The following is a 22345-nucleotide window of genomic DNA, read 5'->3' on the forward strand; positions in this document are numbered from 1 at the left end:
AAAAACTATTCTTCCTTTGCTTAAGTCTACCTTCCCCTCTCCTCCAGATACTCCCCCACTATTACATCCCATCACTATCATCATCATTAATATTATTACTCTTCTATTCACTCTCTCCCCTCTCTCTATTTATTTCTCTCTTCCCTTTTATTCCTTTTATTTCCTCTATTTTCATTTCCTTAGCCTCCTTATTTTGTTTTTTTATAGCTTTTCTTTAAAAGATTAGAGGCAAAAAAATACGATTTATATAAAATATTATTCATATAACACATACAATACTGATAATTAATTCAAGTTATATTATAAATATTACTAATTGAATTTATTCACTAACTTTAGCAACAGGATTATTTCCTTGTTTAATTGCTCCCAATATATTCTTAATCTATCCCATCTGCTACTACTGCATCTCTCCTTGCACCAATCCTTAATTTCTTTTTATCATTAACAAGCTGAAGCAATAGAAATCTCTGCTACATCTCCCGCTTTCTCAATTCCATTCATATTTTTTTTCCTTCTATCTCTATTAATCTAGTTCAAAGATTTTATTTATACTTTCTAAACCTACTTCAATAGAAAAATCACAAATTAAAAACGCAAAAAAGAAAACATCCTTACTACAAAAATAGAAAAGTGTTTCTCTGTTTTGTCTTTATTATTTAGTTTTACGATTTATTTAGTAGAAAAAGTTTGAACAATACCAAATATAAAGGAAATATATTAAATTGCTTAAATTAACAAGAAAACATCTTCCCTATATACTTTACAACAATAAGAGAAGTGTCTCCTTGAAATAACTTTATTTACTTTACTAATTTTTTCTACAATTATTTATTGTTGTCCACTAGCTGCCACGTTTGCTGATGCCTTATCTTCTTGTTTAATTGTAGCCAGTACTTCATTTACCTCCTTTAAACCACTATCAACAGTATTTCTTATTGATATTATTAGCGTATTTAATACTTTAGTTACAGCACTTGCTGCTACACCATTGACTGCATGTGCAGATTTATCTTCATTCTTAGCAGCAAATTTACCTCCCTTTGACATTGCTCTTAAAGCTATTCCTGCAGCTATTACTGCATCTTTTTTAACATCATCAACATTAAATTCAGTACCAGCATTTTCTTTCTTAGCAGCAGCAATTTCAGCAGCATTCTTTGCATTAACAATCTGAATTTCATTATCAGCAGCATTAGCAGATTTAGCAATAGCTTGCAATATATCAGCTCCACTTACTGCTCCTATTGACGCACTTGCTGCCGCTGCATGTGCATCTGTTCCATCAGCAGCATTAGTACCACTAAACAATTTCCCAACTGATTTTTTCTCTGTATCCGCTGTTTTTGTAGCAGTAGCATCTCCCTCATTTGCTCTTAAAACAACAGCAACTATAGTTTTAATTCCATTAACAAGAAAATTAACTGAATCTTTGTCAGCAGGAGCAGCGTCTTGTCCAGCAGCAGATGCAGCACTAATTTTATCATCACCACTAATACCCCCAGCCGCAGTTTTTGCTCCTTCTTCAATCTTATCAATAGTTGTGATAAATTCACCAACCTTCTCTTTTACCTTTGCATAATGCCCATTCTTTTCTAAAATCTTCCCTAATTTCCCTCTAACTTCCTTCATTGTCTCTGCTATCTTAGTAAAATATCCACCAATCTCACTTTTCTTTGTATCAGCCTTTATCCCCAATGTCCCTGTAATCATATCGCCAAAACTTACAAAAACATCTAAAAACCCTTTCCCTAAATTTACCATCTCACTCAAAAATACTTTCTCTGGATCATTACCTCCACTATTACATCCCATCATCATCACCATCATCATCATTAATATCACTACTCTTACTTTCCCCTCTCCTTTTTTCTCTATATTCATTCTTCTAGCCTCCTTATTTTTTATTTTTTTCTAGCTTATCTTTTAAGGATTAGAAAAAACAAAGATGTTTATATGAAACACAATTCATCAAACTATATACAATACTGCAAATAAAAAAAGAGAGCTAAAATAAGCCCTCTTAACTAATTATTTACCTAATTAATCCAAATATATTCAAAATATTTCTAATTCAAACTATTCACTAACTTTAGCTTCAGAACCCTCTCCTTGCTTAATTTCTCCTAATAATTTATTAATCTCTTTTAATCCTAAATCCACTCTATTCCTGATTGCTATTGTCAATGTACTCAATACCTTACTTACTGCACTTGCTACTACACCATTTACTGCATTAGCATATTTATCACTAGCATCCTGCTTAGCCGCAAATTTACCATCTTTTGCCATTGCCCTCAATGCTATCCCTCCTGCTATTACTGCATCTTTTTGTGCTCCCTCTTTAATCTCTTTTTTATTATCAACAGCTTTAGCAACTGCTATCTCTGCTGCATCTACAGCTTTCTCAATTCCATCAGTATTATAAACTTGAGGATCTTCTTTAGACTTAGCTATCGCTTGCAATATATCTGACCCACTTACTGCCCCTATTGACGCTGCTGCTGCTTGGGCTGCCGCATTATCAGCTCTATTAGCATCAGTAGTAGTAAACAACTTACCAACATCTTTTTTACTATCATCTTTAGTAAAATCAGCTCCCCCATCTCCCCTCCCTTTTAAAACAATTTCAACTATCTCTTTAATTCCTTTCACTAGAGATTTAACACTTTGTAATTCTGAAGGAGATGCATTCTGATTTTTGACAGCACTTCCTATTACTTCACTACCTCCAGCACTAACTCCCAAAGCAGCCTTCTTAGCTCCTTCTTCGATCTTACTTATCTTTCCAATAAATCCCTCTACCTTCTCTTTCACCTTCGGATAATGCCCATTCTTTTCCAAAATCTCCCCTAATTTCACTTTTACTGTTTTCATCGTATTCCCAATCTTACTAAAATAAGCCTCTATTTCACTTTTCTTTGTATCCGCTTTTATCCCCAATGTCCCTGTAATCATATCGCCAAAACTCACAAACACAATCTAAAAATCCTTTCCCTAAATTTACCATCTCACTCAAAAACACTTTCTCCGGATCTCTACCCCCACTATTACATCCCATCACTACCACAAGCATCCCCATTATTATTCCTTTTACTACTCTTCTTTCCATCCTTCCCTTCCTACTCTCCTCTTTCTTTCCCAATTCTTCCTTCCCTTTTATTCCTTTCATTCCTTCTACATTCATTTTCTTCGCCTCCTTTTGTTTTTATATGCTTGTCTAACAAGGAAGCAAACAAACAAAAAATAAATGTATACAACAACGAATGAATAACAATTCACTAGAACATTTTAATGAAAGCATAAATGATAGAATTAATCACACAGTAACAAATCCATGTTTAGTACACTACAAAATTAAAGATACCAAGAACTTAATTCCTAGTATCTTTAATTTATAATTTTTCTCTTATTTTATTATTTAGTTATGTATTCTGATTATTGATTTTGACTACTAGAACCACTCTTACCAGATGCTATAGCAGTAGCACCAGTATTAGTTTTCATTGCTTCTTTGACACTCTTAAGTCCCAAGTCTATTGCTCTTCTTATCCCTATTGTCAATATATCTAATGCCTTAGTTACCGCACTTACTGCTGCTCCTTTAACTGCAGCTGAAACATCTGAATTAGCAGCACCATTAGCAAATTTACCACCTTTTGCCATCGCTCGCAATGCTATTCCACCTGCTATTACCGCATCTTTAGGAGCAGAACCAGGATTCTGAGCAGTAGCTAATTTAGAAGCATCACCACCTTCTTTAACTATAGCCTGCAATATATCTGATCCTCTTACTCCTCCTACTGCTTTTGCTGCATCTGTTGCAACTTTCTTTGAATTAGCATCATCACCAGCAGCACCATTACCAGTAATAAACAATTTACCTGCTTCTCCATCTCCAGCATTAGCAGTTCTCGCAGTACCATCACTAGCCTTATTAGAATCCCCAGCATCAGCCTTCCCTACACCTTCAAGTACCACTTTCACAATTCCCTTAATTCCTTCTACTAATTTATCAACATCAGTACCTGCAACACCTGTTCCATTCTGATCAGCCACATTTCCTATTAATCCACTAGCATCTCCTATCGCCTCACTAGCTGTCTTTGCTCCTTCTATTATCTTATCAAGTGTATTTTCAACCAATGTTTTAACTGCACTCTCAGTGGCCTCAACATTCGGATTCTTTTCTTCCTTCATATCAGCAACAATTTTATTAAGTCCATACTTTATCCCTTGCACAGTCTCTTGAACCTTCTTAAAGTAATTCCTCACATCTGACTTCTTTGAATTAACATTCAACCCCAATACACTCCCTACCATTTCCCCAAATGAAGTGAAAACATTCAAAAATTCATTACTCACATTAACTAATGACTGCAAAAATTTATTCTTTCCTTCCTCTCCTTCAGCTACTCCCCCACTATTACATACCATCACCATCACCACCACCATCATTTTTTTTATTCAACTTAATTTTTAAGGATTTAAAAAATATGATCTATATAACACATATAATACTGCAAATAAAAAAAGAGAGCTTTATTGGCTCCCTTTACAATATCTCTACCTAATTATTTTCAACTACACTCAATATATACTAATTTATCTTAATATATTTACAGATCTTTTATTACTAATTAATTATTTATTAAATTCTGAAGAGCTATTTACAGAAATAGTTGGATTGGCATCAGAATTAATTTTCATTGTTTCTTTTACTTCCTTTAATCCCAAATCAATTGTCTTTCTTATTCCTACTGTTAACGTATCTAATGCCTTAGTTACCGCACTCAATGCTACTCCTGTAACTACAATAACAACGTCAGCAGTAGCAGCAGCAATAGTATTAGCAAATTTACCACCCTTTTTGCCATTGCTCTCAACGCTATAGCTCCTGCTATTGTTCCATCTTTTGCATTAGCCTTAGCAGCAGCAGTAGCTGAATTAGAACCATTTTTCACTATAGCTTGCAGAATATCAGCCCCAGTTACTGCTCCAACTGCTTTTGATGCATCAGATGCTACTTTCTTTCCATCATTAGCATTACACCTGCGTTATCATTTTTCCTGCACCAGAACCAACTGCTCTTGAGGTAGAACCATCTTCAGCCTTCTTATCATCCCAAGCATCAGCCTTCCCTATACCCTTAAGTACTACATCAACAATCCCCTTAATTCCCTTTACTAGACTATCAATCTCACTACCAGATACACCTGCAGAATCATTAGCACCACCAGAGCAGCAACATTACCTATTAGTTCACTACCCTCTACTCCAATAGCCTCACTCGCTGTCTTAACATAAAATTTTTATTTCTTCATTCGTTCATATCTCAATGAACACACAAAAAAAACAAATAAATAACACATATAACCCACCAAATAACAATAACAAAAGCTTAATTCTATTGGTATATTATCTAATTATCACATTCATCCCATAAAGTAAACCTAACATAATAACTATCTACCCCTAGTTACAATACTATAAACATTTGCAAAGAATACAAAAAAGAAAGACATCTCTCCTGACTAAGTAGAAACATGTCTTTCTGACTTAAATAACCTTATTATTTATTATTTAATTTATTGATTTATTTAGTAACAATAGACTGAATAGTACTAGATTTAACAATTTCAGTCCCAACAGTTTCAGCATATTTTATCCCCTTAACCGCTTCTTTAACTTTATTAAACTCAAGATTTACTGCTTTATTAATTATTACATCCAATATCCCTAATACCTTATTAACTGCACTTGCGGCTGCCGCCTTAATTGCACCATCTTCATTAGCAGCAGGTTGAGTAAATTTACCCCCTTTTGTCATAGCTTTTAGAGCAACCGAAGCCGCTAAATCCGCATTGGTAGATGCGGATCCGTTGTCATTAGCACCAGTAGCAGTAGCTAATTGTCCAGCATCATCATTAGCAGCAGGCGCAACATTATTTTTAGTCTTAGCACTTTTAATCTTATCAATCATTGCCCATGGATCAGCCTTAGCCACTTCATCAACTAATTTAGTAGCGTCACCAGCACTAGCTTGAGCATTATGAACCACTGCCTTAGGTCCATTACCATTTGCGACACTATTCCCAGCATTTCCTTTTTCAATTTTTACTCCAGAATTCATAGCAATCTCAATAATAGCTTTGACTTCTTCAATAATAGCTTTAACACTAGCTTCCTCTGCAGCTACTGCAGCAGCATTACCAGCAGTACCAGCATTGTCTATAATAGTATCTTCCTTAGTTACACCAGCAAGCTTAGTTACAGAAGCAATTAACTTTACAATCACTTCACTAGCACTGTTAATAATAGACTCAACTCCCTTACTATCAACATATGGAGCAGAAGCTATGTCTTTTGCCAACCCATTTAATTTATCCTTAATTACTTGTAATCCTTTTCCTATCTTCTCAAAATGTTCTCCCACCTTACTTCTCTTATCCCCCGCTTTAACTACACTAAATCCTAATGCATCTCCAACAGCACTCCCAAAAACGTCAAAAATCTCCTGAAATCCTTCTCCTATCTTTATTAATGACTCTAAAAAACTATTCTTAGCTTCCAAGTTTACCTCTCCACCTTTTACTCCTCCACTATTACATCCCATCATCACCATCATCATCATCAATAATATTACTCTTACTTTCCCCTCTCCTTTTTTCTCTATATTCATTCTTCTAGCCTCCTTATTTTTTATTTTTTTCTAGCTTATTTCTCAAGAAAGCACACAAAAAAGTCAATAAATGATGATTCATACGAATACTATTCATATAACATATGAAATACCGCAAATAAAAAAAGAGAGCTCTCTTGCTCTCATTAACTAAGTTTCATTTAAAAAATCTAATTATATTTTAGTTATACTAATTATCTTATTCTTTTATTCATTAATTCTGTCAGCAAACCCTTCTTCCTGTTTAATCTCTCCTAATAACTTATTTATCTCTTTTAATCCTTCATATACTGTATTCCTAATCGCTATTTTACTAAAATATGCAACAATTTCACTTTTTTTAGTCTCCGCCTTTATTATCAATGTCCCTGTAATCATATCCCCAAAACTTACAAAAACATCTAAAAATCCTTTTCCTAATTTGCTAATTTACTATCGAACCCACAAATTGTTCCCTTTCACCTACTCCACTATCATATCTCATCAATATATAATACAATTCAATAGTGCTTCTTTAAGTTCTACTTTTATATTATCTAATGTATCTTCAATACCACTTAAAGCAGTACTATAAACAATTTCTAAGTTGATCCCATTGTGCAGAACGTTTTCTGCAACATTATTTATATAATTCCTGAAAAATATTGAATGTCGGTATAATTCATAAGAATTGATTTTTAAAATTGAGTCTCATTTTACCTCAAACCTTTACAACCTTATTCAATATACAATAAATAATTATAGATCAATTTTTTATTTTTGCTAAAAATAGCAAAAATAAATTAAACCTATTCTTTATATAGAAGAAATATTTACTTATTTAAATTTACTTTATAAACAATGCATATAGCATAGATATTAATGCTAGAAATATTCCTACATTAATGGTAATAATAGTCCCAAACATCCAAGCATGCAATTTAAATGTTCCTTTAACATCTGATGCGAATTTATCTATCTTAGTATCAAGTTCCATTTTGCTCAATTCCATATCTTTCCTAACAATATCTATCTTATTATCAAGTTCTTTAATATCTGACTTTAATTCTTCCCTTACTTTGTCGATTTTGTTATCAAGTTCTGTAAATTTAGTATCTATTTTGTTATTTAAATTATTTTCAACAGTATCAATTTTGTTATTAAACTCTTTAATATCAGCCTTTAAACCACGCTCTAATATTTCAAGTTTAAAGTTAAAATTACTTTATAAATATTGAAGATCTTTAGTAGTAAGCTCATTTTTATAGTATCTATAAGACAAATCATCAGCAATCTCTCTATTAATACCTGCTTTTACAAGCTCATTTAGTACCATCTGTCTAGTAATTACAGGTTCCATTTGCATATACTCCATAAAGAATCTCCTTATGTAATTATTATACAATAATTTATAAGCTAAATGAAAGTAAATTTAGTAAATGTTGACTTCTATCACGATAATTTAAAGACACAATTAAATATGCAGCTGATAATGCATCAAGAGCATCATCATGACTTTTACCATCTCCATTATATGGATAAATATCACTAAATGCAGAACGACTACTATAATCTAATAAATGCATCTTGTTATAAGTAAATGGTGTTAATAAAGAAACAATCCTTGCATGTTTATTTGTTTTAGGTCTTGTTGGTGCAATTCTAAAGTGATTTTGCATATTATCTCGAAGTCTAACATATTCACGTGTCAAAGCCCCAGATCCTTTAATATCATCTCTATCTTCAATATAAAGAGTATTAACATTTAAATTCCCCATTATTACCTTTATTGTATTCGTAACATATGAATCAACAGCTGGTTTTTGATTTTGAAATATAAACGCATAATACTTGTCCGACACCTTCTCTAAAACACAAAGAACAGTATTATCTCCACCACTACTATATGCAGGATCTAAATAAGCTATAGGACTTTTAAATTCATAGTCTTCAATAATATTAATATTACGAAATATCGCATCATTATTTGCGACCCATTCTCCTAGTAGTACACTGGCTTTATATGTTGGCAAATCTTTATAAATTTCTTCTTGGGTCTTTATAAATTCCTTTGAAATTGTCTCATTATCATATGTTGTAAAATTATATGTAGAATATACTGTGTTATTATCAATATAATCTGTTTTAAAATAATGCTCTGGATGATCAGGATTAGTATCAAAAATAATAAATTCTGGTTTCATTCTTAGTCTCTTAAGCACTTCTTTTAATGTCTCTTTATGAAGAGTTGTTGCTTCATTAACATAAATAACAGCAGAATTCGATCCTCTAAATCTTTCAAAATCTCTTACTTTATCACCACCATATAAATTAATTCTTAAAGAATTGATTTCAAAATATGACGTATTTGAATATTTGGGAACAAAAGGTATTTTAAGCATATTAGTAAGCTTTTCAAATTGACCTGTAACATTAATTTCTAATGCTTTCTGTGAGTTGCCTAATATAAAATTATTGATATATTTACCATAAAAATGCCTATTTTTTAAGTAAAGTTTTTAAGAATAAATAACAAGCCAAAAATGTTTTACCACCTGCAATCCCACCTGATAAAATAACTTCGTTTTGATTATTCTTTTCAATATCACGTAACACTTTACGTTGTTTTTTAGTCAACAACTTATTTTCAAAACTTTTAAAATCAACAACTACTGGTTTTGGTTTAATAAAAAACGCAATATCAATCCCAAATTTACGCTTATATTCCCTTTGCATAGACTTAAAAAGAGGTAGATCATATATATTCATAAAATAATCCTTTAAATTTTAAATTTAACTTGTGATTCAAAATCAGTTGCTTTTAATTTAAGCATAGCTTGATAATACAACTCCATTTTTTTAAGTTCTTTTGCTCGTTTAACTTCGTCAAGTTCACATAGATTATTATTAAGATCTTGCTCGTCTTCATTATCAATTCCTTCTCTCAGTCTTTCAATTTTGCTCTCTAATACCTTTATTTCGTTATTGTATGATTTAAATTCCAAATCTAAATAACTATTAAATGAAGCAATAAATTCTAATCCCAATCTATTTCTAGACATATGAAGCTGGCTTCTAATACTACCTGATTGTGCATTATGCTCTGATGCACAAATTAACACATTATTTAGAGTTTCTTCACTAATTGTTACTTTTGGATGTTCTTCTAAATTATTGCTTTCTCTAGACTCCCATCTACGCCTCATTTTACATACATTAGCACGATTTACACCCATCTCTTTACTAATTTGTGCATCACTAAGCTTTCCTCCATTAAAATACACAATATAATCATCAAATGATTTCTTTACTTTATTCATATCTCTTCAACCTTCTAAATTAACAAAAATCAATTCAGCTTAACATAAACTCTATAACAAAATAATAATTTTACAAAATCAACGAAAAAAGCTTACAAGTATATATCCAAAGAAAAATATAATGTATTATTGAAAATAAAGGAGAATATCATATGAATAAAAATATAAATATTCTAATTCTTTTTATCACGTTATTTTTATATGGTCGCAATGAAGATAAAAATCTAGATAAACTTAATAATGAATCTGATAAAACACCTATAAACATTACTCCCACTAATCCACTAAAATCTATTTTAACTTCTAAAGAAAAAAATATATTCGATGTATTAATATACGCACTTGATACGGAAAAAGAAAGGATCCTACTAGAGATCGAAAATATAGAAAAACATAGGAGAGACGACAAAGACTATTATGAAATGAATCAAGAATCGAAAAATAAAGTGAACAAATACACAAAATTTCGAACTTGGATTTTAGATAATACACGCAAGCAAGAACAAAAAGAATTAAGTAATGCCTTTAGTTATACATATAATTTTATAGAAAATAAACGAAAAAAACTTGCAAGTAATAAGCATCAAAATACTAAAGAATATATACAAGGTGCTTATTATCAATATCAAAATGATGAATATAAAAAGGAACATACATACAACGAGGACTTATATGGTAACAGTTGTACTAGGGGTGCTAGTTGTATCGAGATGCTTTTCTTTTATATTTTACATATAAGCATGATTCCGAAAGAATACTACGATACTAATGAAGAAATTTTCAAAAAAATGAAACACGTACTTCAAAATAAACATGACTATCAATATCTATTTGAACTATGGAAATATTAAAAATTAGTAACAAAATAAACTGTTAATCAAAAATAAATAAACATTTAACAACTACGATTTAGTAGTTGCTAATCAAATAATAATCAAAGTAATTTATACAACATAACAATCGCTATATATTTTCATTAAACATACTTATTATCGAATAATTAATATAAACGCTATATTTTATTATAATATGCAAATAATGATTTATATTGTTGACTATAAATAAACATTCATTAAATCAAAAAAGGAGATATTGATGAATAAACTCAATATATTATTTTTAATAATTATTTTATTTTTAAACAATTGCAAACAATCTAGTTCCAATACAAAAAATGAAGAAGACAAACATAAAAAGGATTTAACTGAAGAACAGTTAAAAGAAAAACAAAAAAATCAAGAAACGCTTTTAAAAGAAAAATTAAGTGACGATCAAAAAAAAGCATTAGAATTTTTCAAAGAAGCTTTAAATAATGAATCTACTTTTAATGAATTTTTAAAAATACTATTAACGACAATACGTTAAAAGATTTTGCACAAAATGTAACAAGCACTTGCAATCAATAAGACTGTAAATCTATAAACGAAAATAAAAAATAAAATTTAAATACAGATTTAAGAAAGAAAGTATAGAGATACTTTGATAAAAGTAAAAGGCAAAATAAAAGGAAGAAATAAACAAATTGTTAACTTGAAGTTAACACAGAAGGATAAGTTAAAAAAATAAGATAGAGTAAAGGATACAATTCATTTAAAATTAAAGAATTAATGAAATATGCATCAACAACGCTGAAATAGATAATGTTTATGGCCTTTCAAAAACAAGTAAATTAAAAGCATATCATGATATTAAAGATGGCTTTAAATAATATTGTATATTTCATATATTGTTATATAATCAATACAAGCATAACATTAAATCAATATATTACTATAATAAAATAAACAAAAAGAATAGTAACTTCTTTTTGTTTATTTATTGCCAATTCTAAAATCATGTAAGATTGTAAAAGTATATGTCATAATAATACAATCAAATTTAACAAAAATCAAGATTTAACATAATAAATAAGCATAAAAAAGGCATATAGCCTTTTAACAATGAATACATATATGAAAATAATAATATGCAATAATGGGAATTCATATTTTTCTAAATATACGCTTAGATTTAAAATGATATTCTTGTCCTCTATCCTTAAGAAAAAGAGGATCATATAAAACTTCTGTATTATTTGTTGCCATAAAATGGGACCCAATATTATTCCTGATCCTAACTTCACTTATCTCAAATTCATCTTTTAAACACTTATAATCTTTATCCTCAACACTAACATCTCGTTTAATACCAAAGAAACTTAAGATTATACATGGATTTAAAATATAACAATTAATTCTCATATAACCTAAACTATCAAATTGATAATAATTATTATTAATACCATTAAAGTCAAATTTATTCTTTGTAAGTGATGCTATGTAATAATGCAAAGATAAAAAGGAACAACCCCAACGTCTAATCTCTAATAAAAATCTATTGTCATTTTGTTGTAATTTCATATATCATTTAACCTCCTATTAATTTAAACTTCATTTATAAACTTCTAAAAAGGAATATCTACATTAAATTCACAAACAGGATCAGAAACAGGAATAGGAATATCAACTTTAGGATTATGATGCTTACTGTCCGCACCAAATAATCTCAGTTGCTCTACAAAAATAATGCTTTTTTTTATTAACTCCACTATGTTTATCCTTATAATACTCATGTTTCATAGATCCATTAACAACAACTTGCTTACCTTGACTAAGAAAATGAATAAGAGTTTCTGCTCGCTTACCAAATAATACACAATTAAAAAATTGTGTATTATCTCTCCACTCACCTTCTCTTTTGACTTTAATACTATTAGCTATAGAAAAATTTAGTATAGCTAAATTTATACTAATATAAGATAAAAGTGAATCTTTAACTAAGTGTCATGATAATGTGATGTTATTAATATCAGACATCAAAACCCCCATCATCATGAAGCCTACGTCTGATTTCCATTCTTTGGAGATCACAAGACAGATTACCTAAATATTCATTGTATTCTTTTATTGCATGATAGTCACAAACATATTTTTTAATAATATCTCTTAAACACTTATATATGAATTTTAAAATACGATATAAAATTATTAAAATAAAGATTATTATATGTATAATCATCTGCTCAACCTCCCATTAAATTGCATATGAAATAGAAGATACAGAATTAGATATAGAGAACTTACGACGAAAACTAATATCATTAATATTATAATAATCATAATGATCCTTAATTAATTTAAATCTATCTTTAATAGCACGTTTACCTGAATTTAACTCAAATACATTCTTTCCTAATCTATAAACAATATTATCTGTTAATTCAAACCCCCCATAGATAATTTACCAAATATATCTTTAAGAACATCCTTATCTTGTTTAGTAAGTGCATATAATTCTTTAGCATGCTCTTTCTCTTTCTTATCTATTCCTGTTTTCTTAGATTGAATATCAACTAAATGTTTCTTTAAAAGAGCTCGCTCTTCGGCACCAATATTGAATTTAAAAATATTGATAAAAATTATAAACTCATCTTTATAATTTAATTCTGCCAGGCTTGAATAATATTTACTATCTTGTAAGAATAGCTTTATATGATTAGTTAAATCTTCTATGTCAATATTTGCAAGATCAATAGACTTGTCTCTTTTTATGATATTACACATACGTTCAATTTCCATATCCAATGCCGCAATATAAATCATCACTATCCCTATAACGCCATTATTCCTTTCTATAATACAATTAATAGGCTCATCACCAATTAAAAAGAATAGGTTGCATTTTGATAAATCAGTACATGCAAGTTGCACTTGTGCTTGAACATAATATTTAAAGAAATAATTACTATCACTACATTTAATCTCTAATTGACATAACTGACAATCACACATTCTCATTATCACACCAATTCTATTTGGAATATAAGCATATTTATACTAAAAACATAGAGATTTTAGAGAATAATTTAAATCCACAAATGAAATCGACTATTGAACCTATCCAAATTAAAATAAAAATTTATAGAAAAGGTAAATAGTAATTCAGATAATATGAAACTACCATCAGAAATTACAGCATATAAAAAAGAGTATAACTGAATTCAAGTACGGCAAAAATAGGTATTGATATACTAAATAAATTTACAAAAATTCTACAAAAAAATAATAATGATAAAAATACATCTACTTATACAAATATCTTTTTAAAAGTAGTTAATTACATCTTTTCTTTATATGAAGCAAGTATAAATAGAATGGAACAGAACGAAGCTATTAAACTATTATCTGAACTTGAAGAGATTATAAGAATCAATATTGAAATAATAAAAAACTCTGATGATTATTATAATCAAGATGAGAATGCAAAATATATATCTCAACTTAGAAATAAAAGAAATAAGATTATGAATTCTTATATAAAGATATTAAAGGAAGCTTAATATAAAAATTCAAAAAATAATTTTATTATCAAGATTAATTTCTCTTTTCTTAATAATTTTTTGTACTACTATCGCTTCACTAATAGAGGAACCAATACTTACAAAAACAGAATATCTTAAAGAGCTTAGTACTGATGAAGCTAAGTTGGCTGATTATATTATGTATTTGCAAGTGTTCTTAATAAGTACAAAAAAAAAGTTAAAGACCCCAATTATCCTAAGTTTACTTATTTCAATCCAGCAGAACTTAAAGACGAACATACTGTTGAGAATTTAAAGTTTAACATCAAATTATTTCAAGATTATATCACCATCACTAAACCTATTGCTAAAGATTTATTTCTGATAAACTACTAAATGGTTTATCACTTAAAAAGTTATACATATTTCTTGATGCTATTAGTAAGTTTTGATAATAATTAAATTTATTCATATTAACATTATGTTTAACTTTGGATTTAGAATGCCCAGTACTAGCAACTTATTTATTTTGTACTCTACTTTCTATTGATCTTGCTTTTGTTACATCTATAGATGGTTTGTCTCTGTACTGCTATCTTAACTATTACAAGTATTATTTTCAATTTGTTCTTTATTATTCTTTTGTTTAAGATCTAAATTACTAGCATCAGTATCAACTTCACTTTCTATTGACAAATATGCAACTAAGGCATAACGTTTGAAATAAGTTATTGCAGACCCCACAAGCTGCGGCCATGTATTTTGACTTTTAATCCCAAGAGACTTCAATTCTTTTATATGTGTTGATGTATCAAATGAATATTCATATCTACTTAAAGGACTATAAAATAGTGTTGTAACAACATCTACTAAATTACCATCAATACTCTTTGTAGTTGGATATTGTACAAATCCAAGATCTAAATTATGTTCCTTAATAACATTCTTAACTTCCCTTACTATTTCATTGAAATCCCGATACTTGTATCCATATCCATTAAGATTTTTGTTTACTCCATTCAAATGTATTTGAAGAGTATAAAGATTTTTTTAAAAGTCTATTCTATTTTGATTCATTGTTGTATTTTTGTTGTTTCCTGTGTATTTGTTTTTATAGAATTATTATTTTTCATAACAAATCTCCTGTATTATTAATTTATATAAATATTTATTAAGATTACAAAAATATATTTAGAAAAAAATTAATTTATAAAACTTCACAAAATTAAACATTTAGAGCCTAATTAAATATCCTAACTCAAAGAACATTTAATTAAGCTCTAAAAGCTACATGAAATGATCATAGTACAGGTAGTTCTAAAATAATAGCACTACTAGCAATAATCAGAATACAATAAATTTAAAGTAAAATCAACCACTATTTTAAATAGTTCAACAAATATATCTTCTTTTAACACCTAATTTATTTTAAATACCTTTTAAATCTTTAAACTTTTTCATAAATTCTTCTAATAAATCTTTCTTATACTTAAATAACTCATCCATCAAAAAACTAGTAAATTTAGCATTTTGCTTATAAAAAGAATAACTCTCTTGACTCTTAAGTTGAAATCTTAATGGTTTGATTGAATTTTCTTTTGAGTTTTGAGATGCTTTAATTTTTCTCAAAACTCCTTTTATTCCGTCTCTTTTAAGCTCTTCTACATCCAACGTCCCTTTTAATATTTCTTTATAAATTTTTAAATATTTAAAAGCCTGGGTTCTTGCTATCACAAAATCTTCCAAAAATTTGTTAAAATTTTTATATCCATCAAGTTTATACAAAAAACCTTCTTTGATTTCATATAAAATCTTCATTATCTTAATTCTATCTTCAACCTCATTTAATAATATTGCTCTCAATTGATTTTTATAAAATTCATATTTTACTTTACTTTCCTTATTACTTATATTTTGATCCCGGTTATTTAAAATGATTTCTTTTTTTACCATAAATACTCCTTTGTAATAACGTACAAATAAATACACCCGGTGTACTTATTTGTACGTTATTATGTTATTCAAAGCATCTTTTATCTCTTTATAATATTTTTCACTCTTATCTGGCACAAGCAATTCATTAATAAACACCCTTACTCCATTAGAAAAGTGAACTTTTCCTTTAACTAAATCCCTATAATTTTCATTTAAAAGAACTTCAATATCTCTAAGAGTATTTCTATTCTTAATAAATTTATTTTTTATAATTGATATTTCTATTTTTCTATTTTTAATAATTTCTGTTTTTTTTACCGATTTTAAAATCTGTGGAAATGTTTCAACTGACCACCTTTCAGTTTCAATAGGAACTACAAGAATATCTGTTATATTAAGAGCATTATATAACAGTACTTTTGAATTAGGAGCAGTATCAATTATGACATAATCGAAATCATAATTTGCTAAGTTTTCCCTTAAACAAAACTCCAACAATAGTTCTTTATATTCAATTGATTCTTGTTCAAAATTTCCTAACATTGGATGAGATGCAATAAGATACATATTATGACTTATAACGCTTAAATATTTATCAAAGTTGTAATCATATTCCTCTTTTAATAAAGAATATACATTGAATTCTTCTATATTATTTATATACTTAATAAAATAACTAGTAATACTATTTTGAGGATCTAAATCAATTAACAGAACTTTCTTATTCATATCTTCCAATATATAACTAAATACAATTGCCATAACACTTTTCCCAACACCACCTTTGATTGATGCTATGGTGATTACCTTTGGTTTTTTTTTATCCATTTGTTTATAAGACCCCCACTTGGCAAGTTTTTATTGTAAAATTCATATACCTGTTTCTCTAAATCTGTGATTCTATAAGTTAAAGACTTATAATATTTTGTGTTTGACTTTTCTTTTTTAAGTAAACAAGAAATACCTTTAATATAACAATAAACACTTCCTTTTTTAAATTTAAACTCTATATAACATACTCTTGAAAACGTATATGCTTTCATAACACCATTTTCTTCATATCTAGTTACAAGGTTTTGTATTGGCTTCCTATATCCATAAAATATTCCTAAAAATTCATCATCATCCCTTAAAGCAAATAAACTAAAAAGCTCTATTCTTTCTTGATTAAATAATCCCCTAAACGCAATAAAAAATTTATGCTTCTGTCTTTTATCAATTCCAAATAAATATAAATCCATCATTACTTTTGTATGATATATTTTCCTATCTCTTATACTTTCTATTTGAACAAATAGTCGTTTCTTTGCTTTTCGTTTAATATCCACTTCTCTATCTTCAAATTGTTCCAATACATTATCCATAACAAGTCCTTAGTCAACAATTTTTTCATATTCTTCTATCCTTAAATTCTCTTTTCCTCCTACCATCTCTAAAATTTCGTAATAATAGTGATTGTTAAATACTTGGCTGTACTTCAAATCAACCTGTTTGTCTAAATAATTTTTTAGCATTGGAGCTAAAACTTTAACCTCTACTTTATTCTTCAACTGATCTATCAATATACTAAATATATTATTTCTAATCTGCTGATGATCTTCTTTTGGGATTTTCTTCTTGCATTCAACTGTTTTTTTAATCCTTTTTACTATCTGTCCTAAATCATCGTATTTACTACTCTCTACAATAAAGTGCGGCTTGTCCTTATAATTTTCATACGCTTTTTGTATTTCTGTTTCTAATTGCTTCTCATCGTATCCTTCTTGCTTTAATTCTTTCTTTGTCTGTCTTAGTGTCTTTTCTAATTCATTTTGTTTTTCTATTGATTTACTACTTTTATTTTGTTCTTTCTTTCTTCTATTCTCTTCTTTCTTAAGTTCTATTAGCTTTTTTATTTTGTCTTCTTTTGTTGTTTCTAAATTCAAGATAGAGAGATATCTATCATCTTTGAATTTACACTTGTTTATATACCTCTCTAGCTGTGCCTTTTCCCTTTCTTTCTTCTTTTTATCCTTATTATTATTATTATTATTACATTCCCATTTTTCTACACTCCCATTATTAGTGCATGTTTGTTGATGATATGAATTAGCACGTTGTTGAAATCTTTCTTCTTTTTTGTCTCTAAAATGTTTATTGACTTTATAGTGACATACTTTTTTAGAAAATCTAAGTTTATAGTGAATTTCAGTACCGCAATTCTCCCCTAAATGTCTGTAGTAGTTACTAGTTACTTGAAATTCTTTTTCTAGTTTGTATAAATAGCTTTGTAGTGTTTTGAGTGTAGTTTTCTTTTGACCATTGTTCTTTAAGTTATTATTAAAGTAGTAGAGTATTTTATTTTGATTATATTTTTTAAAATTAGAATTTACATAATTTAATGTTGATATTAAAACAATTAACTTATGTTGGTATTTGTTGATGGGCTTTTTTTTGCTTATCATTTATTTTCTCCTGTAATATGAACATATAAGTTCATGATAACGTAATTCCCATGAAAAAGTAAAGCTTTTTTTAATAAATATATTTTTTGTAAAATAATAAAAATATTATATCAAAAAGTTGACCAAAATAGTTTTTGATATATTTGACTTTTATAAGTTTAAGTTTATAGTATAGGGGTTTTTTATGAAAAGTGAATTATCAAAATTTATGCACCCAACAAGTTATTACAAGTTATTAAAAGTTTAGAATCTTTTGTTCCAGCACCAGAGTCTGATAATAATAAACAAACTAATGTAAGTAAAATTAGCAAAATAGGCCGTAAATTACCTGGCATCAAAAAGAGTGAATATTTCGAACTTAATAGTAAAGTAGATTTTTCTATTCAACGTGAAGGATTAAAAAGATTTGGTGCTAGTTAAGTTGGGAGTATATTTCTTTGTGCTGAAGCTGTTTCTGAATTAATTGTAAGTAGAATGCTTAAATTTTTTGGGAAAGAAGTTCCATATAAAGATAATTTGCATATTAAGAAAGATAAAGCATTAGAAAATTTAGGATTTGATGAGTTTTTACGTATTTATTCTGATAATATACAAGTTTTATATAAAAATAAATATGCTAATGGAATAGACAAATATAATTATTTCAAATGAGTAGGTAGAGGAGATAATCTTGTTGGTGCAACAATAGATGGTTGGTTTATAAATAATCAAGGTGAAGCAGAACTATTAGAAGAGATTAAATGTAGTGATAGTAGTTATTTAACATCAGCTATTACAGAATATAATCAAACTGGTAATTTTTTATATAGTAAATATTTCTTTAAATATTATGTTCAAGCACAAGTGCAACTTGCATGTACTGGCTTATCAAAATGCAACCTTTTAATTGGTGATGAGCCTATTAATTGTGTTATAGAGAGAAATAATGGCTTTATAGGGAAAGTGATGATTTAGTGATGATTTATATTACGGCATTGGATATGGAAGTTGAACGTATGTGTAATATCATAAAAAGAGACAAGTCTATTGATCTTGCAAATATTGACATAGAAGATTTAACTAATTATACAAAGCTATTCTTACAAGATAGTAAATATTATTCAAGCCTGGCAGAATTAAATTATAAAGATGAATTTATAAATTTTATCAATATTGTTAATTTAAATATTGGTTCTGAAGAGCGAGAACTTTTAGAGAAACATTTAGTTGATATTCAATCTAAGCAAACAGAAATAGAGAAGAAAGAGAAAGAGAATGCTAAAGAATTATATGCACTTGCTAAACAAGATAAGGATGTTCTTAAAGATATATTTGGTAAATTATCTATGGGGTTTGAATTAACAGATAATATTGTTTATAGATTAGAAAAGAATGTATTTGCGTTAAATTCAGGTAAACGTGCTATTAAAGATAGGTTTAAATTAATTACGGATCATTATGATATTAATGATATTAGTTCTCGTCATAAGTTCTTTATATCTAATCCTATATCTCCTATCTCATATGCAATTTAATGGGGGAGGTGTAGCATATGAATATTCCTAATCCTGTTCCTACTCCTGCTTGTGAATTCAATGAAGATATTCCTTTTTAGAAGTTTAAAATTAATAGGGGATTAAATGATATATGAAATTACAACAAAATGACAATAGATTTTTATTAGAGATTAGACGTTGGGGTTGTTCCTTTTTGTCTTTGCATTATTACATAGCATCACTTATAAAGAACAAATTTGACTTTAATGATATTAATAATAATTATTATCAATTTGTTAGATTAGGTTATATGAGGATTAATTGTTATATTTTAAATCCATGTAGAATCTTAAGTTTCTTTGACATTAAACGAGATGTTCGTGTTGAGGATAAAGATTATAAATGTTTAAAAGATGAATTTGAGATAAGTGAAGTTAGGATCAGGAATAATATTGGGTCCCATTTTATGGCAACAAATAATACAGAAGTTTTATATGATCCTCTTTTTCTTAAAGATAGAGGACAAGAATATCATCTTAAATCTAAGCGTATATTTAGAAAAATATAACTTACTCCATATATGTATTCATTTAAAAGGCTATATGCCTTTTTTTATGCTTATTCATTATATTAAATCTTGATTTTTGTTAAGTTTGATTGTATTATTATGACATATACTTTTACAATCTTACATGATTTTAGAATTGCAAATAAATAAACAAAAAGAAGTTACTATTCTTTTTGTTTATTTATATTATAGTAATACATGAAATATACAATATTATTTAAAACCATCTTTAATATCATGATATGCTTTTAATTTACTTGCTGAAGATAAGCCATAAACATTATCTATTTCAGCTGTTGATGCATATTTCATTAATTCTTTAATTTCAAATGAATTGTATCCTTTACTTTTAAGTGTTGCAATAAATATATTGCGGCATATATGTAGTGATTTACGATGTTTAAATCCTGATTTTGTTAGTAATTTTTTAAATTATTTTGAAATCTCACTTATATTTATTCTATTATCTTTAAATCGATGTTTACTTTTTTGAAATAGGTAAGTACGTCTTGAATCTTATCCTTTATTTTTAAAATGAAGTTTATGGATTTCTTCTATAGCTTCAAATTCAGATTTACTTATTACTATTTCTCTAATACAAATATTACTTCGCTTCTTTGCTACATTTACACGTAAACTATAAAACACATCACCATTATTATTATTGTCTTCTCTTACTATGTCATCAAGCCGTGTATTTTAAATCTTTACTCCTCTATAATCAGTAATTGAGAGTATATGGACAAACCATCCTGAAATTGGATCTATTTGCCTTGTTTCTTTAAATAATATTGAATTTTGTTTCTTTAGTTCTTTGATTTTTGCTTTTAATATTTCATATTCTCTCATGTAATTTATATGTTAATTAAATGCTATAAAAATAAGTAAAATTATGTATAAATATGTTATCAAATACTTTAAATTTATGTCAAATTATATGTCTCTCCATTGTATGCAAAATTTAATGTTTAAGGTATGTATTTTAATTGGAAAGGTTAATATTTAGATATTTACCACAAAATATTCTACTAAATTTTGTGATATATTTAGCAAATACTTTAAAATTCTTTGTCTATTCTTTCTATATATCATTTTAACGACTCATCTATTTGCAATGAGAGATATCTCTCTTCTTTTTTTTAACTTATCTTTCTCTGTTAACTTCAAGTTAACATTTTGTTTACTTTTTCCTTTTATTTAATCCTTTTATTTACCCTTTTACTTTTATCAAAGTATCTCGATACTTTCTTTCTTAAATCTTGTTTTTTAAACTTTGTTTATTTCTTTTTGATCTTCATTGTCAAAAGTGTGTTTATTTCAATTTTACAATTGCTAAATACTTGGTCTTTAAATTTATCTAAGCCTTCTTTTAAAGCACTTTCTACTAGGTATTTTTTTGATTAGATGCATTATCTTCTGTGCACTTTGCAACTTTTGATTCACTATCTAAAGCTTATTTTTAAAAGATTTAGGCCTTTTTTTTGATTGTTATCTAACGTTTATTTTAGCACTTCTTCATGTGTTTTTTGTACTTCTACTTGTTGTTCTAAGTCTCTTTTGTTTCTGTTCTTAATTCTTTTATTGTTATGTTGTATGAATTACT

The 22345-nt window shown here is 27.9% G+C and carries 22 protein-coding genes and 9 pseudogenes; 9 read left to right on the forward strand and 22 right to left on the reverse strand.

The features are described from left to right. Positions 1-831 precede the first annotated feature (831 nt). Both BDU_RS06610 and BDU_RS06615 read right to left on the reverse strand, forming a co-directional pair. The gene (locus tag BDU_RS06610; protein ID WP_012539494.1) at positions 832-1884 is read right to left on the reverse strand and encodes a variable large family protein; all 1053 of its coding nucleotides are present in this window, start codon (positions 1882-1884) and stop codon (positions 832-834) included. Between the two features lie 195 nt (positions 1885-2079). Further along, positions 2080-3112, reverse strand: a pseudogene (locus BDU_RS06615) (variable large family protein). Between the two features lie 154 nt (positions 3113-3266). Here BDU_RS06615 and BDU_RS08765 point away from each other — a divergent pair. Further along, complete coding sequence (locus BDU_RS08765; RefSeq protein WP_318250840.1) at positions 3267-3401, forward strand: hypothetical protein; 135 nt, start codon at positions 3267-3269, stop codon at positions 3399-3401. 37 nt (positions 3402-3438) lie between these two features. On the opposite strand, the gene BDU_RS06620 is transcribed toward BDU_RS08765, so the two are convergent. The 8 genes and pseudogenes from BDU_RS06620 to BDU_RS06645 form a co-directional block, all read right to left on the reverse strand. Continuing rightward, positions 3439-4458: a variable large family protein gene (locus tag BDU_RS06620; RefSeq protein WP_012539592.1), complete on the reverse strand. Its 1020-nt coding sequence runs from the start codon at positions 4456-4458 to the stop codon at positions 3439-3441. 186 nt (positions 4459-4644) lie between these two features. Continuing rightward, positions 4645-5300, reverse strand: a pseudogene (locus tag BDU_RS07825) (variable large family protein); the annotation flags it as partial. 296 nt (positions 5301-5596) lie between these two features. Continuing rightward, on the reverse strand, positions 5597-6682 hold the full coding sequence (locus tag BDU_RS06630; protein ID WP_012539593.1) for a variable large family protein: 1086 nt from the start codon (positions 6680-6682) through the stop codon (positions 5597-5599). 296 nt (positions 6683-6978) lie between these two features. Continuing rightward, a pseudogene (locus BDU_RS09035) lies at positions 6979-7102 on the reverse strand (variable large family protein); the annotation flags it as partial. A 69-nt stretch (positions 7103-7171) separates the two neighbouring features. Continuing rightward, a pseudogene (locus BDU_RS09040) lies at positions 7172-7366 on the reverse strand (phage portal protein); the annotation flags it as partial. 142 nt (positions 7367-7508) lie between these two features. Next, positions 7509-8066, reverse strand: a pseudogene (gene bdr, locus BDU_RS06635) (Bdr family repetitive protein). Between the two features lie 4 nt (positions 8067-8070). Then, positions 8071-9430: pseudogene (locus tag BDU_RS06640) on the reverse strand (PBSX family phage terminase large subunit). Between the two features lie 11 nt (positions 9431-9441). Then, positions 9442-9981, reverse strand: coding sequence for a DUF603 domain-containing protein (locus tag BDU_RS06645; RefSeq protein WP_012539544.1), 540 nt, complete (start codon positions 9979-9981; stop codon positions 9442-9444). Positions 9982-10133: 152 nt separating this feature from the next. Here BDU_RS06645 and BDU_RS07555 point away from each other — a divergent pair, with 152 nt between their 5' ends. From BDU_RS07555 to BDU_RS08770, 3 genes and pseudogenes are all read left to right on the forward strand, one after another. Continuing rightward, a complete protein-coding gene (locus tag BDU_RS07555; RefSeq protein WP_012539595.1) occupies positions 10134-10832 on the forward strand; it encodes a hypothetical protein in 699 nt (232 codons plus the stop codon). 244 nt (positions 10833-11076) lie between these two features. Then, complete coding sequence (locus BDU_RS06655) at positions 11077-11346, forward strand: Mlp family lipoprotein (protein ID WP_318250841.1); 270 nt, start codon at positions 11077-11079, stop codon at positions 11344-11346. Between the two features lie 206 nt (positions 11347-11552). After that, positions 11553-11689 (forward strand): annotated as a pseudogene (locus BDU_RS08770) (site-specific integrase); the annotation flags it as partial. A 274-nt stretch (positions 11690-11963) separates the two neighbouring features. On the opposite strand, the gene BDU_RS06660 reads toward BDU_RS08770, so the two are convergent. The 5 genes from BDU_RS06660 to BDU_RS06670 form a co-directional block, all read right to left on the reverse strand. After that, a complete protein-coding gene (locus tag BDU_RS06660; RefSeq protein WP_012539596.1) occupies positions 11964-12380 on the reverse strand; it encodes a DUF261 domain-containing protein in 417 nt (138 codons plus the stop codon). A gap of 44 nt (positions 12381-12424) precedes the next feature. Further along, positions 12425-12568: a hypothetical protein gene (locus tag BDU_RS08775; protein ID WP_318250842.1), complete on the reverse strand. Its 144-nt coding sequence runs from the start codon at positions 12566-12568 to the stop codon at positions 12425-12427. Then, a complete protein-coding gene (locus BDU_RS08780) occupies positions 12504-12773 on the reverse strand; it encodes a single-stranded DNA-binding protein (RefSeq protein ID WP_318250847.1) in 270 nt (89 codons plus the stop codon). Before BDU_RS08780 ends, BDU_RS08775 begins: the two co-directional genes overlap by 65 nt. 55 nt (positions 12774-12828) lie before the next feature. Beyond that, on the reverse strand, positions 12829-13038 hold the full coding sequence (locus tag BDU_RS08110; protein WP_041177931.1) for a hypothetical protein: 210 nt from the start codon (positions 13036-13038) through the stop codon (positions 12829-12831). Between the two features lie 197 nt (positions 13039-13235). Then, positions 13236-13730: a hypothetical protein gene (locus BDU_RS06670; RefSeq protein ID WP_318250843.1), complete on the reverse strand. Its 495-nt coding sequence runs from the start codon at positions 13728-13730 to the stop codon at positions 13236-13238. A gap of 305 nt (positions 13731-14035) precedes the next feature. Here BDU_RS06670 and BDU_RS07845 point away from each other — a divergent pair, with 305 nt between their 5' ends. Together BDU_RS07845 and BDU_RS07850 are read left to right on the forward strand one after the other, a co-directional pair. Continuing rightward, positions 14036-14359: a BlyB family putative holin accessory protein gene (locus BDU_RS07845; RefSeq protein ID WP_318250848.1), complete on the forward strand. Its 324-nt coding sequence runs from the start codon at positions 14036-14038 to the stop codon at positions 14357-14359. A gap of 94 nt (positions 14360-14453) precedes the next feature. Next, positions 14454-14716, forward strand: a pseudogene (locus tag BDU_RS07850) (BBA14 family lipoprotein). A gap of 201 nt (positions 14717-14917) precedes the next feature. Here BDU_RS07850 and BDU_RS08785 read toward each other — a convergent pair. The 6 genes from BDU_RS08785 to BDU_RS08790 form a co-directional block, all read right to left on the reverse strand. Then, positions 14918-15343: an ERF family protein gene (locus tag BDU_RS08785; RefSeq protein WP_318250844.1), complete on the reverse strand. Its 426-nt coding sequence runs from the start codon at positions 15341-15343 to the stop codon at positions 14918-14920. Positions 15344-15748: 405 nt separating this feature from the next. After that, a complete protein-coding gene (locus tag BDU_RS06685; RefSeq protein ID WP_041177934.1) occupies positions 15749-16273 on the reverse strand; it encodes a chromosome replication/partitioning protein in 525 nt (174 codons plus the stop codon). Positions 16274-16318: 45 nt separating this feature from the next. Further along, entirely contained in the window at positions 16319-17083 is a 765-nt protein-coding gene (locus BDU_RS06690; RefSeq protein WP_012539598.1) for a ParA family protein, read from the reverse strand. After that, on the reverse strand, positions 17059-17619 hold the full coding sequence (locus BDU_RS06695) for a DUF226 domain-containing protein (RefSeq protein WP_012539599.1): 561 nt from the start codon (positions 17617-17619) through the stop codon (positions 17059-17061). Before BDU_RS06695 ends, BDU_RS06690 begins: the two co-directional genes overlap by 25 nt. Positions 17620-17628: 9 nt before the next feature. Further along, positions 17629-18699 (reverse strand): plasmid maintenance protein, encoded by a 1071-nt coding sequence (locus tag BDU_RS06700; RefSeq protein ID WP_012539600.1) that lies wholly within the window; start codon positions 18697-18699, stop codon positions 17629-17631. 206 nt (positions 18700-18905) lie between these two features. Continuing rightward, complete coding sequence (locus BDU_RS08790; RefSeq protein ID WP_318250845.1) at positions 18906-19034, reverse strand: hypothetical protein; 129 nt, start codon at positions 19032-19034, stop codon at positions 18906-18908. A gap of 139 nt (positions 19035-19173) precedes the next feature. Between BDU_RS08790 and BDU_RS08795 the strand changes: the two genes are divergently transcribed. The 3 genes from BDU_RS08795 (at position 19174) to BDU_RS06710 (ending at position 20742) form a co-directional block, all read left to right on the forward strand. After that, positions 19174-19350 carry a hypothetical protein gene (locus tag BDU_RS08795; RefSeq protein WP_318250846.1) on the forward strand — a complete coding sequence of 59 codons (177 nt, stop codon included), beginning with the start codon at positions 19174-19176 and terminating at the stop codon, positions 19348-19350. Between the two features lie 305 nt (positions 19351-19655). Beyond that, positions 19656-20213 carry a DUF244 domain-containing protein gene (locus tag BDU_RS08800; RefSeq protein ID WP_318250849.1) on the forward strand — a complete coding sequence of 186 codons (558 nt, stop codon included), beginning with the start codon at positions 19656-19658 and terminating at the stop codon, positions 20211-20213. A gap of 112 nt (positions 20214-20325) precedes the next feature. After that, positions 20326-20742, forward strand: a complete 417-nt coding sequence (locus tag BDU_RS06710; RefSeq protein WP_012539601.1) for a DUF261 domain-containing protein — start codon at positions 20326-20328, stop codon at positions 20740-20742. A 213-nt stretch (positions 20743-20955) separates the two neighbouring features. Here the strand turns inward: BDU_RS06710 and BDU_RS06715 are convergent. Next, positions 20956-21591, reverse strand: a pseudogene (locus BDU_RS06715) (site-specific integrase). Between the last annotated feature and the right edge of the window lie 754 nt (positions 21592-22345).

This window comes from Borrelia duttonii Ly, assembly GCF_000019685.1.
In the GTDB taxonomy this organism is placed as follows: Bacteria; Spirochaetota; Spirochaetia; order Borreliales; family Borreliaceae; genus Borrelia; species Borrelia duttonii.

Coding starts and splice junctions, on each gene's coding strand:
- BDU_RS06610 (WP_012539494.1), bottom strand. CDS start 1,884: ATGAATATAGAGAAAAAAGGAGAGGGGAAAGTAAGAGTAGTGATATTA.
- BDU_RS08765 (WP_318250840.1), top strand. CDS start 3,267: ATGAATAACAATTCACTAGAACATTTTAATGAAAGCATAAATGATAGA.
- BDU_RS06620 (WP_012539592.1), bottom strand. CDS start 4,458: ATGATGGTGGTGGTGATGGTGATGGTATGTAATAGTGGGGGAGTAGCT.
- BDU_RS06630 (WP_012539593.1), bottom strand. CDS start 6,682: ATGAATATAGAGAAAAAAGGAGAGGGGAAAGTAAGAGTAATATTATTG.
- BDU_RS06645 (WP_012539544.1), bottom strand. CDS start 9,981: ATGAATAAAGTAAAGAAATCATTTGATGATTATATTGTGTATTTTAAT.
- BDU_RS07555 (WP_012539595.1), top strand. CDS start 10,134: ATGAATAAAAATATAAATATTCTAATTCTTTTTATCACGTTATTTTTA.
- BDU_RS06655 (WP_318250841.1), top strand. CDS start 11,077: ATGAATAAACTCAATATATTATTTTTAATAATTATTTTATTTTTAAAC.
- BDU_RS06660 (WP_012539596.1), bottom strand. CDS start 12,380: ATGAAATTACAACAAAATGACAATAGATTTTTATTAGAGATTAGACGT.
- BDU_RS08110 (WP_041177931.1), bottom strand. CDS start 13,038: ATGATTATACATATAATAATCTTTATTTTAATAATTTTATATCGTATT.
- BDU_RS06685 (WP_041177934.1), bottom strand. CDS start 16,273: ATGGTAAAAAAAGAAATCATTTTAAATAACCGGGATCAAAATATAAGT.
- BDU_RS06690 (WP_012539598.1), bottom strand. CDS start 17,083: ATGGATAAAAAAAAACCAAAGGTAATCACCATAGCATCAATCAAAGGT.
- BDU_RS06695 (WP_012539599.1), bottom strand. CDS start 17,619: ATGGATAATGTATTGGAACAATTTGAAGATAGAGAAGTGGATATTAAA.
- BDU_RS06700 (WP_012539600.1), bottom strand. CDS start 18,699: ATGATAAGCAAAAAAAAGCCCATCAACAAATACCAACATAAGTTAATT.
- BDU_RS08790 (WP_318250845.1), bottom strand. CDS start 19,034: ATGCCAGGTAATTTACGGCCTATTTTGCTAATTTTACTTACATTAGTT.
- BDU_RS08795 (WP_318250846.1), top strand. CDS start 19,174: ATGCTTAAATTTTTTGGGAAAGAAGTTCCATATAAAGATAATTTGCAT.
- BDU_RS08800 (WP_318250849.1), top strand. CDS start 19,656: ATGATTTATATTACGGCATTGGATATGGAAGTTGAACGTATGTGTAAT.
- BDU_RS06710 (WP_012539601.1), top strand. CDS start 20,326: ATGAAATTACAACAAAATGACAATAGATTTTTATTAGAGATTAGACGT.